Genomic DNA, 16,696 nt, shown 5'->3' with positions numbered 1-16,696 from the left:
TTTTGTATCAACGCTGGCAGGTTCGGAATCCTGCTAACGTTTTTCCGTCATTGCGAGGCACGACGTAATCTGTGGATTTTAATAACATCAAAATATACCTTTAGAATTAGGGCTATTTCACCTGTTAGATTCTTGAACCTGACACATGAATGTTTCACAACTAAGCCACCTATATGGATTTACAGCTACTCACAAATTGCTTCGCTATCGCTCGCAATGACGACGCGCGTACAGGTGTTGCAGTGAGTGATGGCACTGGTAGCGCCAGAGGCTACATCAAATACTTCCTATATGCCCTACACCACCCGTTACCAAAACAAAAAAGCCTGCAAAAATTGCAGGCTTTTTATATGCTACTATTTTTAAAAATTAATGATGGTGGTGGTGCAATTTGCTTGCAAAATCGTCTGCCGAGATAGGCTCTTCAGTACTCTGTACCTGGTCTAACAAGATATCAAACAGCTTGGCAGCCTGTATTTCGTTGTAGCTTTGCTCTACAAATTTTTTATCCTGCATCATGCGGTTGGTGTAGTCTTCCATCCACGACAAATCGCCAAAGTTTTGCCCGCCCATATAGCTCATCAGGCGCTGCTGGGCAAATGTCCTGATTTCATCGGGGCTTACAGAAATATTGTTGTCCTGAATAAGCTTAGTGGCAATCAAACTCCACTTCAACTGGCTTTCATATTTAGGATATTCTTCGTTTACCTCTTCCTCGGTTTTTTGCTGTTCGCCATTCAACTGCAACCAACGTTTTAAGAAGCTTTCCGGAAATTGCAATTGGGTATGATCGGTAAGCGCATGAAAAATCTGGTCTTGTGCCTGGCTTCTGCTTTGTGCATCATAATAAGCCTCAATCTCTTTCTTTACCTCTGCACCAAAGTCTTCTTCAGCAGTAATATTTCGTCCGGGATAAACGGTATTAAAAAACTCCTCGTTCAATTCCGACTTTTCTACTAATCCAATCTTTTTGATGGTCATCAAAAAGTACTTATCTGCATCTATATCGCTATGGTTATCCAGTCCCAGATCGCTCATTACCAATTCCCTTTCTTTTGGCTCGAGCGCTTTGCTCAACTGAATCAGAATGGTATCCTCTACCTTTTTTTCGCGCAATTGCGTTTTTACGTCTTCCGTAAAATACTTCAGTAAAAATGAATTGTCTTTTTGAATGCCACCTTCTATAGGATTACCTTCGGCATCAGCCTCTTTCAGTTCTACATTCAACACGTTTTCATCATTGTCAATCACATCCGGGTTGGTCATTTTGCCACTGCGGATTTGCAAACGGTTGATTTCATCGTTCACCATTTCTTCGGTTACAGTCACTTTGTAACGTGTAACGTGGATGTTGTGAATATCTATATTTATTTCAGGCTTATAGCCTACTTCAAAATCGAAAGTATAATCAGCGGGATTAAAAACATCCAGCCTTTGTGAGTCGCTGGGTAGCGGCAATGGCTGGGCAAGAATATCCAGTTTTTCTTCGGTTACGTAGTTGTTCAGTTCTTTTTCTACGGTGCGCAATACTTCATCGGTAAACACACTGCTGCCATACATTTTTTTCACCAGCCCGGGGGGCACCATGCCTTTGCGGAAGCCGGGAATATTGGCTTTCTTAGCATAGTCTTTCAGGCTTTTTTCAAATGCGGGCAGGTAGTCCTGCTTTGCTATATTAACGGTGAGTTTATCGTTTAAAGGACCGATGTTTTCTCTGGTAACGGTAGCCATTGTAAGTGAAACCCCCGTCCCTAAGGGGGGTGATTTTAGTGTAATAGTAATTAAAAAGCCCCTTTAGGGAATGGGGCTTTGGTGTGCGGATGATAGGAATCGAACCTACATGCCTTGCGGCGCTAGATCCTAAGTCTAGTGCGTCTGCCAGTTTCGCCACATCCGCAAACGGGGCGCAAAAATAATGGTTTTAGCAGAATAAACAAATCGCGAAAAAGATGTAACTACTTTATAACAGAATTAGCTGCCTGGTAAATGGATTAGTTGATGTTTGGCACTGTGCTTTTCAAATTCCCATTCCAGAACGTTGCCGTCTTCTTCGTCATAAACTGTTCCCAAACATTTAAATCCATTCTTTTTTAATATCCTGATGGACGCGAGATTATCTGGCAACGTTCTGGCGGTTATTTGCAATGTTGGGTCGGTTTGAAAAGCTAACAGGGTTAATTGCCTGCAAATCTCAGTACCTATCCCTTGCCCCTGATAATTCTTAAATGTCCCATAAGCAATTTCCACTTTGCCGTTTATGGGTTTTCCTTTATAACCACCGCCGCCGATAATTTCTACTCCATTAAAGGTTATAAAATAGCCGATCCAGGGCTTATTGAAACCTACTTTTTTATAAAAAGGCGGATATACTTGTAATATTTCCACACATTCCGGATGGTTGTTGAACTGCGTATTTTTCGCTTCATCTATGTCTATTGGCAAAAAGATCAATGGAGACATGGTATAGTATTATGAAGAGTGCTTAAAGCATGATAATTTGATTTTCATCTAATATACTTTCCAATCACCGGAAAGAGTTTAAACTCTTTCCTTTCTACCTGTACAATAAACCATGCATACAAACTAATCAGAATGGTTGCCACCAGCAGGCTAAATACGGTATTGCTCCACAACATCGTAATGCCTTTGTGTATGAAAAACAGGAGTAGCACAATCACTAAAAAAGCAAGTAATTTTTTCCACGCATAAGGTATGTAATAATGCTTTTGTCCCCATATATAACTCACCACCATCATGGTAGAATAACACAAAAAAGTAGCCCATGCACTCGCAACATAACTAAACCGGGGAATGAAAAGATAGTTCACCGAAAAAGTGATTGCCACACCAATCATTGTTATAATGCTGCCGGCCCATGTGCGGCTGGTAATTTTGTACCAGATACTCAGGTTGATATAAATGCCAAGACTCATATTTGCAAGCAATAGAATAGGCACTACTTTCAACCCCTCCCAATATTTGGGTGCTATAAAATACTTCCATATGGGTATATACAATACCACCACCAAAAACATGAGTGTAATAGTAAGCACAAAGAATTTCATTACACGGGCATACGTTCTGGGTGCATCTTTACCTTCTGCCTGCTTAAAGAAAAATGGCTCGGCGCCCATGCGGAATGCCTGTATAAAAAGGGATATTAAAATAGCCAGTTTATAACACGCGCTGTAAATACCTAATTGCTCTTTGGCAACCGAAGGCGGCAACCACCATCCGAGCATTAGCCTGTCGAAAGTTTCATTCACCGTATAGCCCAAGCCTGCGATTAACATGGGGAAAGCATAGACAATCATGTCCTTCCAGACGGGAAAACTAAATACAAATTTCTTTGGTAACAGCCATTTCAAAAGCAATAACAATGTAACGCCGGATTGAAAGATATTCGCAATCAGCACATATACAATGGGGTTCGTTCGCGGACTGTAAAACAAGACTACCCAAGAGTTGCCGCCATTTTTGTTGTATTCATACGGACAGTACATTACAAAAAAAGCGGTCAGCCCTATGTATAAAATAATACCGATGATTTTTATCAGGGCAAATAACCGTGGTCTGCCTTCGTTGCGGATTTTGGCGAAAGGAATAGCGCTTAAGGCATCCATCACAATAATAAAAATGCTAAGCTGCACCAGTACAGGAAATTCCTTTAGCTCGGTAATCTTAATCAACAATCCTTGATTCAGCCACAACAATACAGCAAACACCGCTGTGCTCAACAGCAAACTGATAGAAGCTGTACTGTCTATAATTGCCGTTTTTTCTTTGTTCTGTATAAACCGGAAATAAGCTGTTTCCATGCCATAGGTAAGCAGCACATTCATCAGCGGCATCATGGCATAAACGGCGCTCATACGGCCAAAATCGGCTATTGTTACAATAGCCGAATAAGTAAGAATAGGAGTCAGTAAATAGTTAATAAATCTTGCCGCTATACTGCTGACGCCATACCACAACGTTTGACCGGCAAGGCTTTTTATGCTCAAAGGAAAGTGTTTTTATATTTAAGAAAGCTGCGGGCTATGAGCTTCGGGCCGTGAGCAATAAGCTACAAACCACAAGCTTCAGGCTGCAAGCAGAAGGTTGTAAACAGAAAATTTACCTATCAGGCTATCAAGCTCGTAGCTTACGGCCCGAAGCTATTACTAATATCCATCTCCATCTAATATATTGCCCAGCCCCCCGAGAATGCTACCTTCTTCCTTACGCTGCACGGTAGCATAGCTTAATATACGCGAAGCTAACCGGCTCACCGGCAACGTTTGTATCCATACTCTGCCGGGACCACGCAGTGTAGCAAAGAACATACCTTCGCCCCCAAAAATGGTATTTTTTATACCTCCTACGAGTTGAATGTCGAACTGCACACCGGCGGTAAAACCTACCAGGCAGCCGGTATCAACCTTCAGCATGTCACCAGCTTCCAATTGCCTCGCAAATACATGGCCGCCGGCATGCATAAATGCCATGCCATCACCTTGCAGTTTTTCCATAATAAAACCTTCGCCGCCAAATAAGCCGGTACCCAACCGGCGCTGAAATTCTATGCTGATACTCACCCCTTTGGCAGCACACAAAAAAGCATCCTTCTGGCAAATAACCGAACCGCCAAGCTGCTCCAGATTCAACGGGATAATTTTGCCGGGGTAAGGCGATGCAAAGCTCACCCGTTTTTTGCCATTGCTTACATTGGTAAAAGCCGTCATAAAAAGGCTCTCCCCTACCAACAGGCGCTTGCCGGCACTCAGCAATTTGCTGAAGATGCCACCCTGCTGTTGCTGGCTGCCATCGCCAAAGATGGTTTGCATCTGAATACCATCGTCCATCATCATAAAAGCGCCACTCTCGGCCACAACTGTTTCCTGCGGATCCAGTTCCACTTCTACAAACTGCATTTCTTCGCCTGCAATGCGATAATCAATTACGTGATTGCGTATCATAAAGGTTATATTATGTTAGTTTTTGAAAACACCGCTCACCAGCCGGTAAGCAGCAAAATACATTACAATATTAGCAATAAGCAATACTATATTTATTACCATTAACACTTGATTCGCTTTCGTATTGAAGGGTATAAGACACAACAACGATACAACCAAACCTGCACCAAATAACAACGGTACATCTGATAGTGCTGGTTCTTTGCTATGCATCCATATCCATACAAACAGTACTACATATAGTATTGCAATTATCCATTGCGGCATTTTACTCTTTAGCATAGCTCTTTGTTAAACCAACTGCAGTTTCGCTTATCTGAAAAAAACAAAAGTAAATAGTTATGAAACATTTTGTGGTAAAGTATCTGATGCTGTTGGCTATTTGTTTTTTGTGCTCGCAACAAAGCCGCGCCCAACGGATTTATGTAACGGTGCAACCAGGGGCAACTGTTGTGGCGCGCCCAGCCGCACCTGCGCACACTTATGTATGGATTGAAGGAGAATGGATACCTATGGGAAGAACGTATGTGTATCAGCCGGGCTATTGGGTAGCGCCGCGCCCGCATTATGTGTGGATGCCCGGCCATTGGGCGCATATACGCCGTGGCTGGTATTGGGTAAGCGGCCATTGGGCACGGACATAACCGTACAAAAATGCAGCTTACAACGGGGCTGCATTTTTATTTTTGAATGAATTAAAAATGAGTAATACTCAAATAAATTCTGTAGCTACTTTTTAACGCCTGCACATTTCACCGGAAAATTATTTGCCACTCGCCAAACAAACTTGTAAAACATTAATTTTTAATTATTTATATAATGCAGTAATAAACTTGCCCACATTTTAATTAAAAGCAAAGTTTTAAAGAAATTTAAATATTTTTAGGCAATAAAATTATTACTGCATGAGAAACAAGAACTTCTGTGCTTTAGCAGTTACCTTGCTATTAGCATTTGGTGCAACAGCTCAAACAACAAAAACTTCCGGAGCAGATGCCAGCGAAGCTGCTGTAAAAAATCTGGTAATCAAAAACAGCAGTGCGCTTGGGCTTACCAGCAATGAGGCCAGAACACTACGTATTTCTTCGTCTTATTACGACAAAAATGCACAAGCTATCATGGCGTATTTGCAGCAAACCTACAAAGGCATAGACGTGTATAATGCCATTACAGTAGTAGCATTCAAAAACGGTCAGGTAATTTCTGTGCAGCCGGGCAGTGTACCAGTTATTGATAAAAAAATTATTGCTAAAACAATACTACCCAACATTGACGCAAAACAGGCATTGCGCAAAGCGGCAGCAGAAGTAAAAGAAGAGTTAAGCGAAAACGTACTTGCCTATGTAAAAAAATCAGCAGATGGCCAGGAGTTTGAGTTTATCCGCGAAAATGCCAACAGCATTTTTGTAAGATTGATGTGGGTGCCTGCTGATGATGAAGCCAACAATTACCTCCTTGGCTGGCAGGTAAGCCTCCACTCCCATGTGGGTAATGCGCTTTGGCTGATAAAAATAGATGCACAAACCGGCAACGTGATAAAGAAAGATAACTTAACGGTTAGCTGCAATTTTACCTCACCCAGGCATTTACACAAAATGGAGTGTTTTGAGCAGCCAGCTATTGCTGCAGAAGACAACATTTTACAGGCAGAAGCTGTAAACTCTGCCAAATACAACGTAATACCTTATCCTTTTTCCGATCCTAACTTCACAGCGCCGGTGCTGGTAACCAATCCATGGACAATGTTTGCCGATGCGGATGCGTACACACTTAACTGGAATAGCGATGCTGCCAAAGATTATGACAGCACGCGCGGCAACAACGTGTATGCACAGCCCGATCTTGATGGCAAAAATAATACACTTAAACAGGCTGCCAGATCTTCTACTGCTTTGCCCAACCTTACTTTTAACTTTACTCCCAACTTCAGCAAAGACGCTTTAAGTTCTGCACCTACACGCAACTTTGGTGTTACCAATCTTTTTTACTGGAACAATATCATGCACGATATGAGTTATCAGTATGGATTTGACGAAGCTGCAGGTAATTTCCAGAAAAGCAATTTAAACCGGGGTGGCAAGGGCAACGACTATGTAATTGCTGATGCGCAGGACGCGTCTGGTACCAACAATGCCAATTTTGCTACCCCTGCGGATGGCAGCAACCCAAGGATGCAAATGTTTTTATGGAGCCCATCTCCGTTTAAGACTTGCTTTGCAAATAAACCGGCTGCATTTACAGGTTTCAAAATGGCCTCGGAAAGCAGTTTTAGCACCAACAATAAAATAAAAAATGCCGGCGCCATTACTGCTAATGTTGTTATTTATAAGGATGCGGGCACAACTACTTCGCTGGGCTGTAACGCCTCTTCCAATGCAGCAGCACTCGCCGGCAAAATAGCGTATATTGACCGCGGTAACTGTGACTTTGTAACAAAGGCAAAAAATGCACAGAATGCCGGCGCTATAGCTGTGCTCATCGGTGATAATGTAGATGCACAATCACCTATACTGATGGGTGGTACAGACAACACCATTACCATACCCGCATTTTCCATTCTCAAAAGTGTAGCTGATTCTATTAAAGATTTCCGCCGGAGGGGTATTGTTGTAAATATTACATTACAACCCGGGCCCCAGATTGACGGTGACCTTGATAATGGCGTTGTCTCGCACGAATACACACATGGCATATCCAACCGGCTTACCGGCGGGCCTAATATTGCAACCTGTCTTAGCAACAAAGAATCGGGCAGTATGGGTGAAGGCTGGAGTGACTATATGGGTTTGATGGTAACTACCAACTGGGCTACTGCTCATGTAAATGATGGATTTAATATACCACGCCCGATTGGCAACTATGCTTTTGGACTAACGCCCGAGTTTGGTGGCATTCGCTATTATCCTTACAGCACCGATTTCAATGTGAATCCGTGGACTTATGACAGCCTTGCCAGCAGCGACCGCATCACCAATGGTGGCTTCCTGGTACCTTACGATCCGCATACCCCTGGTGAAGTGTGGTGCAATATGCTTTGGACAATGACCTGGGATATTATAGCACAGGACGGTATTAATGCATCCATTACCGATGCTTCCAAAACAGGCGGAAACATTGTAGCAATGAAACTGGTAATGCAGGGTATGAAAATGCAGAAGTGCAACCCCGGCTTTGTAGATGCCCGCAACGGCATTTTGGAGGCAGATACCTTGTTATTCGGCGGCGCTTACAGCAATATTATCTGGAAGGCTTTTGCAAAACGGGGCTTAGGCTACAGTGCAAATCAAAAAAAATCAAACAATCTGAAAGATGGTATTGCAGCATACGATTTGCCACCGGGCGTTAACAACTTTATTACTTTAAATTCTTTTGATGCGCGCAGGCAAAACGCAACTGCACAGCTTACCTGGACTACAAACCATGCTGTAAAAACCTCAAAATATATAGTGGAAAGAAGTAGTGATGGACAGGCATTTGCAGCCATTGGCACCGTGAAAGCAACTGGCAGCAATACCTTCAGTTTCGTTGATATACATCCGGCTGCAGGCAACAATATATACCGCATACGCACCGTTAGCAGCAGCAAAGACAATAAGCTTTCAATTGAACGCACAGTCACTTTTAACGGTGCGAAAGCCATTGTTATAGCCCCCAATCCTGTACGTAATTATTTAAAAATAACAATCCCTGGCAACACTCAGCAGTTGCAGGTAAAGGTATATAACAACACAGGTGGTTTGCTTACTGCTTCCAGCTTCAGCGGCACATCTGCTACCATTGATGTACGCACGTTAGCCGCCGGCAGTTATTATATTCATATTATTGGCGACAGCTTTAACTATAAAGAGCAATTTATAGTAGAATAATTGCTGTTTATTTACTTCATTCAAACAAAAGCTGCCTCTGTCATGAGGCAGCTTTTGTTTGTAAAACAACACACAAACTAACTCTTATCTGCTTTATGCAGCATGAAAAACCAATTGCCTTTTTCAATAAGGCATATATCTTGTTTCCTGTATTTAGTACTTTTTTCTCATAGTTTTAATAGTTGTGTGTAGAAAAAATTACCACGTTGCATACTTATGGAATTGCAGAAGGGAACGGCTGTATGTTAATAAACAGTACATTTTTCTTTACTACATAATGCCGGCTATTTACTGAAACAGAACACATAAAAGTTCAAAAATTTTTATCTGTACCAGTTTTAACGGTAGCAAACACTTTTATGGCATACTTATCTGAGACATAGTGGTTATTTAAAACAATTTATAAACGAACCTATTATGAAAACAGGAACTATGAACGACCAGTCAACAACAGCGCATTCTAAATTGAAAGAGCTGTTTGTAGAGCAGCTGCAGGATATTTACTGGGCTGAAAAAAAACTGGTAAAAACATTACCTAAAATGGCCGAAGCAGCCACCAGCGATAAATTAAAGCAGGCATTCAACAACCATCTTGAACAAACAAAAAATCATGTGAGCCGTTTGGAGCAGGTATTTATCAGTATAGGCGAAACTGCAAAAACCAGGAAATGTCCTGCCATGTCGGGCATTGCTGAAGAAGGAGAAGACATCATAGATGGAACGGATGAGGGCTCTGCACAACGCGATGCAGGATTGATTATTGCCGCACAAAAAGCCGAACACTATGAGATTGCCACTTATGGCGGGCTGGCGCAGCTTGCCGAAACCATGGGCTTTACAGAAGCTAAGAGCCTGCTTGGACAAACGCTGCAGGAGGAAGAACAAACAGATAAGCTGTTATCGCAAATTGCTGAAAGTGGCATTAACTACAAGGCAAGCCAGGAAAAAGTGTGAACTGATTGATGAATAGCTTTATTTTTTAAATGCTGCGTCTATGTCCTCAATGTATGTTAAGAATCATTTTAGCCCCCAACAATTTGGTGCAATACAATGTACTGTTAAGCTATCTATGCCTACATGTAATGCCGCAAAAGCTAAAACCGGCATAAGGACACATGTTTTTGACACAGAAGAAAACACAGGAAATAAAAGGTAGCAAAAAGGTCGGGTGTAATTACATCCGACCTTTTTCTTTCCGGTTATTCATAAAAAGCAATTAGCTCCTGCACACAGCATAATTACTATTTATATACCCATACTTAATAAAAAATGTTTTACAATGAAAAATACAGTTAGTGATTATCTAATCAAGCGTATGCACGAGTGGGGTATTACGCGCATATTTGGCTTTCCAGGTGATGGTATTAATGGTATTATGGGCGCACTCAACCGGCATAAGGATATCATGGATTTTATACAGGTACGCCACGAAGAAATGGCGGCGTTTATGGCTTGCGCTCATGCAAAATTTACCGGCGAAGTAGGCGTGTGCATGGCAACCTCGGGGCCTGGCGCCATTCATTTATTAAATGGATTATACGATGCAAAAAAAGACTCACAACCTGTAGTGGCTATCGTTGGTCAGCAGGCACGCCGCGCAATGGGCGGCGATTACCAGCAGGAAGTAGATTTGAATACTTTATTTAAAGATGTGGCAAAAGAATATGTACACATGGTAACGGTACCCGCACAAATGCGGCAGGTAATTGACCGTGCGCTCCGCATAGCACAATCCGAAAGAACAGTTACCTGTGTGATTGTACCTAATGATTTACAGGAAGAAGATGCCGAAGAAGCACCGCCACGCGAGCACGGCAGCATCTTTACCGGCGTAGGATATACAAATATTCACATTGTGCCTTCAGTAGCCGACCTGCAAAAGACAGCCGATATATTGAATGCAGGTAAAAAAGTAGCCATTCTCATTGGCGCCGGCGCCATTGGCGCGCACCAGGAAGTAGAACAGGTAGCGGAGTTGCTGGGTGCCGGCGTTGCAAAAGCGTTGCTGGGCAAAGCTGCATTAAGTGATTATTCTCCTTATTGTACCGGCTCTATCGGTTTGTTAGGTACAAAGCCAAGCTGGGATATGATGATGGACTGTGACACCTTATTGATGATTGGCAGCAGCTTCCCTTATTCTGAATTTTTACCAAAAGAAGGGCAGGCAAAAGGTGTACAGATAGATATTAACCCCAGAAAGTTAAGCCTCCGTTATCCAATGGATGTAAACCTTTTAGGCGGCAGCAAAGAAACCTTACAGGCGCTCATTCCGTTGCTCCAGCGCAAAGAGGATAGAGACTGGCTGAAGAAAATACAGGATAATAACAAAGACTGGGAAGAAATAATTGAAGCAAGGGCAAAGAATGAAGCAAACCCAATTAATCCGCAATTAGTGTTTTCCGAATTATCCAAGCGCTTGCCGGATACCTGTATTCTTTCTGCCGACTCCGGTTCTTCGGCAAACTGGTTTGCCCGCAACCTGAAGGTAAAGGAAACCATGAAAGCCTCGCTGTCGGGCAACCTCGCTACCATGTGCCCCGGCGTGCCGTATGCAATAGCAGCAAAATTTGCGTATCCCGATCGGGTGTCTATCGCACTGGTGGGCGATGGCGCCATGCAAATGCTGGGCAACAACGGTGTTATTACCATTGCTAAATACTGGAAAAGATGGGCTGACCCGCGCCTCATCATCATGGTGCTGCACAACAACGATTTGAACCAAGTAACCTGGGAACAGCGCGTAATGAGCGGTGATCCTAAGTTCGAAGGCTCTCAGGATATACCAGATTTTCCATATTCCAAATATGCAGAATTGGTTGGCTTAAAAGGCATTTTAGTAAACAAGCCCGAAGATATAGGACCTGCCTGGGATCAGGCATTTGCTTCAGACAAACCTGTTGTGATAGATGTAATCACCGACCCGAATGTACCTACCATTCCGCCGCATATTACGTTTACCGAAATGAAGAAATATGCTGAAACCTTGCTGAAAGGAGATCCCAACGAAGGCGGCATCATTAAGCAAACATTTAAAGATGTAGTAGAAAACATTTTACCGCATTAACATCAATAAAGCCTTAGTCATCAGGAATTATGCCACTGCTTTACAGTGTTGTTTAATAAGTGATGACTGACACCTTACCACTATGAAAATTAAAACGCTCACTACTTCGGTGTACACCGTTCCAACTGCATCGCCGGAAGCAGATGGCACATTTGAATGGAACAGTACTACCATGATATTGGTGGAGCTGGAAGCTGGCGGTAAAAAAGGTTTGGGCTATACCTATGCAAGCATTGCTGTAGCAACATTAATTGACAAATCGCTGAAGGATATGGTAATTGGCAAAGATGCGATGAACATCATTGCTATACGTACTGTGCTTATACAGCACATCCGCAACAACGGCGTTTGCGGCATTGCTTTTATGGCGGTGTCTGCCATTGACAATGCATTGTGGGATTTAAAAGCAAAAATTGTAGAATTACCACTTTGCACATTGTTAGGGCAGGCAAAAGAAGGCATGCTGCTTTATGGCAGTGGTGGCTTTACCAACTATACCGATAAGCAACTAAAAAAACAGCTTGAAGCATGGCTGCAACAAGAAGTAAAGTATGTAAAAATGAAGATTGGCCGCGATGAAAAAAGGGATATAGAACGCGTAAAAAATGCGCACCGGATTATCGGTAATGATGCAGCATTATTTGTAGATGCCAATGGGGCATATTCAGCACGACAGGCATTGTATATGGCAGAAGTTTTCAGCCAATACAATATCAGTTGGTTTGAAGAGCCGGTATCTTCTGATAATCTGGAAGGCCTGCAATTTATCCGCAATGGTGTACAACATTATATACAAATTGCTGCCGGTGAATATGGTTATCAATTGAATTATTTCAAGCACATGCTTAGCCATAAGGCGGTAGATGTATTGCAGGCCGATGCTACGCGCTGTGGTGGCATTAGCGGCTTTTTGCAGGTAGGACATTTGTGTGAAGCCTTTCAAATTCCGTTCTCTTCACACTGTGCACCGGCATTGCATCTTCATGCAGCTATTGCTTTGCCCAACTTTTATATCGCTGAATATTTTTACGACCATGAACGTTTAGAATCCCTGCTGTTTGATGGTGTATCGCCACCGCTCAATGGTATGCTTACTCCCGACTTAACCCGACCGGGATTTGGCTTGGAATTTAAATACCAGGATGCAGAAAAATATAAACGCTAAAAATAGTTTATCATGACAATGCAGCATACAAAAGCAAAAATGAAGGGCAATAAGGAAATTACAGATACTCCAAAGCCCAAAGTGCATATAAAAGACAACAACAAATCGCAGGTGAATAGTGTACAGGTAGATACCCGCTTTCAAACAAAATATGCTATAAATGTTGATAGAAAAGCATTAGCGCATGAATTGCAACATGCTGTAACGGGCGAAGTACGTTTTGATGCCGGCAGCCGTGCGTTATACTCAACGGATGCTTCGAATTATCGCCAGCTTCCTATTGGTGTAGTGCTACCCAAAACAGAAGAAGACATTATTAATACCATCCGCATTTGCAAAAAGCACAATGCCCCGCTTTTAAGTCGCGGTGGCGGCACCAGCCTTGCCGGCCAGTGCTGCAATGTGGCGGTAATGATGGATATGAGTAAGTATTACAATCAAGTATTAAACATTAATAAAGAAAAGAAATTAGTAACCGTACAACCTGGCATTGTACTCGATGAAATGCGGCATACCACCGAACGCGAAGCCGGGCTAACTTTTGGTCCTGATCCTGCCACACACGACCACTGTACATTAGGCGGGATGCTCGGCAATAACTCTTGCGGTGTGCACTCTGTAATGGCGCAGTTCTACGGCTATGGTGCACGCACATCAGACAATACAGAAAGCATGACTATTGTAACGTATGATGGTATTAAAATGAAAGTAGGCCCAACATCGGAAGAAGAATATGAGCAAATACAAAAGGAAGGTGGGCGCAAGGCAGAGATTTATAAAAAAATGCGTGACCTCCGCGATAAATATGCAGATCTAATCCGTACAAAATTCCCCAACATTCCGCGCCGTGTTTCCGGCTATAATTTACCTGCTTTATTACCCGAAAATGGTTTCAACGTGGCACATGCTTTAATCGGTTCCGAAAGCACTTTAATAACTATTACCGAAGCCACCTTAAAACTGATTACTACCCCCAAAGAACGCAGCCTCTTAGTACTTGGTTATCCAGGCTTGCCCGATGCCGGCTATGCAGTTCCCGAAATTATGAAGCACGAGCCAATTGGTCTGGAAGGCTTAGATGATTTGCTGATTGAATTTATGCGCCGCAAAGGTTTGAACATTAATGACATTCCCCTGTTGCCACAAGGTAATGCCTGGTTATTGGTAGAATTTGGTGGCGGTAGTAAAGAAGATTCTGACAACAAAGCAAAAGCATTGATGGAAGAATTGAAGAAAAAAAATAATCCGCCTACCATGAGTTTGTTTGATGATGAGGAGCAAGAACAAAAACTTTGGCAGGTGCGTGAATCAGGATTGGGCGCCACTGCCTGGGTGCCCGGCGAGCCCAATGGTGGTCCGGGTTGGGAAGACAGTGCGGTGGATCCTAAAAATGTGGGTGATTATGTAAAAGACCTGCGTGCCTTATTTGATAAATATGGATACAAGCCTTCCATTTATGGGCATTTTGGGCAAGGTTGTATTCACTGCCGCATTGGCTTCGATTTTTTAACGCAGGATGGTATTGAAAAATATAAACAGTTTACTATCGAAGCGGCGCATTTAGTAGTAAAGTATGGCGGCTCACTTTCTGGTGAACATGGCGATGGGCAGGCGCGTGGCGATTTACTCCACATAATGTTTGGCGATGAACTGGTGGAAGCCTTCAAAGAATTTAAAGCTATCTGGGACCCGCAATGGCGAATGAATCCGGGCAAAATTGTGGATACTTACGGGCAAACAAACGACCTGCGGATAGGTATTGATTACGATCCGCCGAAATTAAAAACGCACTTTCAATTTCCGGATGACGCGTATAGCTGGGAACGCATTACCCTGAAATGTGTGGGTGTTGGGGAATGTAGAAGGCATGAAGGCGGTGTGATGTGTCCAAGTTATATGGTAACCAGAGAAGAAAAACACAGCACCCGCGGCCGCTCCCGCTTGTTGTACGAGATGTTGCACGGCGATGTACTAAAAGGTGGCTGGAAAGATGAAAATGTAAAAGAAGCATTAGACCTGTGCCTGGCATGTAAAGGTTGTAAAGGCGATTGTCCCGTAAATGTGGACATGGCAACTTATAAAGCAGAGTTTTTATCACATTATTACAATGGCAGGTTACGTCCAAGAACAGCGTATGTTTTTGGGTGGATTTACTGGTGGAGCAGACTAGCTTCACATATACCAGGCATTGCTAATTTCTTCATGCACGCTCCTGTTATCAGCGGTATCGCTAAAGCCATTGCAGGCATTGCACCACAACGCAAAATGCCCAGGTTTGCCGAGAAATCATTCAAAAACTGGTTCTTCGAAAGACAACAAGAAATAAGATACGAGAAACGAGGTGCAAGGAACAAAATTCAAGAAGCAAAGAATGGCAAGATACAAGATGAAGCTACAGCACATCACACATCAAATATCGTACATCAAACATCTGAAAAAGTAATTCTCTGGGCAGACACGTTCAATAACTATTTTTTACCACAAACATTGGTTGCCGGTGTAGAAGTGTTGGAGGCAGCAGGTTTTGAAGTCATCGTTCCCAAAAAATCACTTTGCTGCGGCAGACCGTTGTATGATTTTGGTATGCTGAATACCGCTAAACGAATGTTGATTGAAATACTGGATACATTGCATGATGAAATAAAAGAAGGCATTCCCATTGTTGGTTTTGAACCAAGTTGTGTTGCCGTATTCCGCGATGAACTGCACAATTTATTTCCGCACAATGAACAAGCAACGCGGTTATCCAAACAGGTATTTACGCTGGGCGAATTTTTAAAGCAAAAGGCACCCGATTTTAAAATTCCTAAACTGGAGCACAAAGCCATTGTGCATGGGCATTGCCATCACCGTTCTATCATGAAGATGGACAGCGAAAAGAAAGTGCTGGATAAAACAGGGTTGGATTATGAAGTATTACCGACCACTTGTTGCGGCATGGCTGGCTACTTTGGATATGAAAAAGGTACGCATTATGAGGTATCTATAAAAGCCGGCGAACAATTGCTATTACCAGCAATTCGCAAAGCAGCTACATCCACCATCATTATTTCGGATGGTTTTAGCTGCCGCGAACAGATAGAGCAGGAAACTGATAGAAAAGGAATGCATTTAGCACAAGTGTTACAAATGGCTTTGCACGAGCAAAACGGTGAAAAAGCGGCTGCATTTCCTGAGCAAAAATATGTGGACGAAATGAAACTACATGGTTCCACAACCATTGATAGCCTGGCAAAAATTGCATCTGTTGTTGGTGTTGCTTTTACAGCGTATGCGATTACTAAAAGCATTATAAAAAGCATATAAGAACAAGAGACGAACCTTAGCAGAAACCGTCATTCCGAGCGGAGCGAGGCAATCTGTGGATGGTATTAAAACCGAAATCATTCATCAGTATTGATTTAGAAAAGAGCATAAAGTCAAAATGAGCCGTCAATAATGATTTCAGGCTTAGCACAGATTGCTTCGCTCCGCTCGCAATGACGAAGATGCTTCACTGTTAAACACATCATTCCGCCGCTGTTGGTGTTCTTCACCAACAGCAATAATATCGGTTATTTGCCGGTGAAGAACGCCGGCAAAGGCAAAATGAAGAATTTATCTTTTATCAGTTCAACAAGAGTTTACTACAATCATTTTAAAA

General features: G+C 42.7%; 11 protein-coding genes and 1 tRNA gene. 6 read left to right on the top strand and 6 right to left on the bottom strand.

Annotation, left to right across the window (positions count from 1 at the left end; genetic code table 11):
- Positions 1-369: 369 nt before the first annotated feature.
- The 6 genes from tig to FC093_RS15270 all read right to left on the bottom strand — a co-directional run bounded on the left by tig (position 370) and on the right by FC093_RS15270 (position 5,240).
- Positions 370-1,731: a trigger factor gene (tig, locus tag FC093_RS15295; protein WP_137262671.1), complete on the bottom strand. Its 1,362-nt coding sequence runs from the start codon at positions 1,729-1,731 to the stop codon at positions 370-372.
- 84 nt (positions 1,732-1,815) lie between these two features.
- Positions 1,816-1,897, bottom strand: a tRNA-Leu gene (locus FC093_RS15290).
- A 74-nt stretch (positions 1,898-1,971) separates the two neighbouring features.
- Complete coding sequence (locus FC093_RS15285) at positions 1,972-2,460, bottom strand: GNAT family N-acetyltransferase (protein WP_137262670.1); 489 nt, start codon at positions 2,458-2,460, stop codon at positions 1,972-1,974.
- A gap of 44 nt (positions 2,461-2,504) precedes the next feature.
- Complete coding sequence (locus tag FC093_RS15280; protein ID WP_240743323.1) at positions 2,505-4,004, bottom strand: oligosaccharide flippase family protein; 1,500 nt, start codon at positions 4,002-4,004, stop codon at positions 2,505-2,507.
- A 159-nt stretch (positions 4,005-4,163) separates the two neighbouring features.
- A complete protein-coding gene (locus FC093_RS15275) occupies positions 4,164-4,958 on the bottom strand; it encodes a TIGR00266 family protein (protein ID WP_137262669.1) in 795 nt (264 codons plus the stop codon).
- Positions 4,959-4,973: 15 nt separating this feature from the next.
- Positions 4,974-5,240 carry a hypothetical protein gene (locus FC093_RS15270; protein WP_137262668.1) on the bottom strand — a complete coding sequence of 89 codons (267 nt, stop codon included), beginning with the start codon at positions 5,238-5,240 and terminating at the stop codon, positions 4,974-4,976.
- 59 nt (positions 5,241-5,299) lie between these two features.
- Between FC093_RS15270 and FC093_RS15265 the strand changes: the two genes are divergently transcribed.
- The 6 genes from FC093_RS15265 to FC093_RS15240 all read left to right on the top strand — a co-directional run bounded on the left by FC093_RS15265 (position 5,300) and on the right by FC093_RS15240 (position 16,359).
- Positions 5,300-5,602: a YXWGXW repeat-containing protein gene (locus FC093_RS15265; protein ID WP_137262667.1), complete on the top strand. Its 303-nt coding sequence runs from the start codon at positions 5,300-5,302 to the stop codon at positions 5,600-5,602.
- 261 nt (positions 5,603-5,863) lie between these two features.
- Positions 5,864-8,824 carry a M36 family metallopeptidase gene (locus FC093_RS15260; RefSeq protein WP_137262666.1) on the top strand — a complete coding sequence of 987 codons (2,961 nt, stop codon included), beginning with the start codon at positions 5,864-5,866 and terminating at the stop codon, positions 8,822-8,824.
- A 417-nt stretch (positions 8,825-9,241) separates the two neighbouring features.
- On the top strand, positions 9,242-9,778 hold the full coding sequence (locus tag FC093_RS15255; RefSeq protein WP_137262665.1) for a YciE/YciF ferroxidase family protein: 537 nt from the start codon (positions 9,242-9,244) through the stop codon (positions 9,776-9,778).
- Positions 9,779-10,103: 325 nt separating this feature from the next.
- Positions 10,104-11,888 carry a thiamine pyrophosphate-requiring protein gene (locus FC093_RS15250; RefSeq protein WP_137262664.1) on the top strand — a complete coding sequence of 595 codons (1,785 nt, stop codon included), beginning with the start codon at positions 10,104-10,106 and terminating at the stop codon, positions 11,886-11,888.
- Positions 11,889-11,970: 82 nt separating this feature from the next.
- Positions 11,971-13,053, top strand: coding sequence for an enolase C-terminal domain-like protein (locus FC093_RS15245; RefSeq protein ID WP_137262663.1), 1,083 nt, complete (start codon positions 11,971-11,973; stop codon positions 13,051-13,053).
- A gap of 18 nt (positions 13,054-13,071) precedes the next feature.
- Positions 13,072-16,359 (top strand): FAD-binding and (Fe-S)-binding domain-containing protein, encoded by a 3,288-nt coding sequence (locus FC093_RS15240; protein WP_240743322.1) that lies wholly within the window; start codon positions 13,072-13,074, stop codon positions 16,357-16,359.
- Positions 16,360-16,696 lie beyond the last annotated feature (337 nt).

It is taken from the genome of Ilyomonas limi (genome assembly GCF_005233845.1).
Classification (GTDB): domain Bacteria; phylum Bacteroidota; class Bacteroidia; order Chitinophagales; family Chitinophagaceae; genus Ilyomonas; species Ilyomonas limi.
Note: the sequence above shows the minus strand (reverse complement) of the source record. Positions and strands in the feature narration are given on the sequence as shown.

What these genes read in the sequence shown, in the direction of transcription:
- FC093_RS15240 (WP_240743322.1), top strand. Translation starts at nt 13,072, where the DNA reads ATGCAGCATACAAAAGCAAAAATGAAGGGCAATAAGGAAATTACAGAT.
- FC093_RS15245 (WP_137262663.1), top strand. Translation starts at nt 11,971, where the DNA reads ATGAAAATTAAAACGCTCACTACTTCGGTGTACACCGTTCCAACTGCA.
- FC093_RS15285 (WP_137262670.1), bottom strand. Translation starts at nt 2,460, where the DNA reads ATGTCTCCATTGATCTTTTTGCCAATAGACATAGATGAAGCGAAAAAT.
- FC093_RS15250 (WP_137262664.1), top strand. Translation starts at nt 10,104, where the DNA reads ATGAAAAATACAGTTAGTGATTATCTAATCAAGCGTATGCACGAGTGG.
- FC093_RS15255 (WP_137262665.1), top strand. Translation starts at nt 9,242, where the DNA reads ATGAAAACAGGAACTATGAACGACCAGTCAACAACAGCGCATTCTAAA.
- FC093_RS15270 (WP_137262668.1), bottom strand. Translation starts at nt 5,240, where the DNA reads ATGCTAAAGAGTAAAATGCCGCAATGGATAATTGCAATACTATATGTA.
- FC093_RS15260 (WP_137262666.1), top strand. Translation starts at nt 5,864, where the DNA reads ATGAGAAACAAGAACTTCTGTGCTTTAGCAGTTACCTTGCTATTAGCA.
- tig (WP_137262671.1), bottom strand. Translation starts at nt 1,731, where the DNA reads ATGGCTACCGTTACCAGAGAAAACATCGGTCCTTTAAACGATAAACTC.
- FC093_RS15275 (WP_137262669.1), bottom strand. Translation starts at nt 4,958, where the DNA reads ATGATACGCAATCACGTAATTGATTATCGCATTGCAGGCGAAGAAATG.
- FC093_RS15265 (WP_137262667.1), top strand. Translation starts at nt 5,300, where the DNA reads ATGAAACATTTTGTGGTAAAGTATCTGATGCTGTTGGCTATTTGTTTT.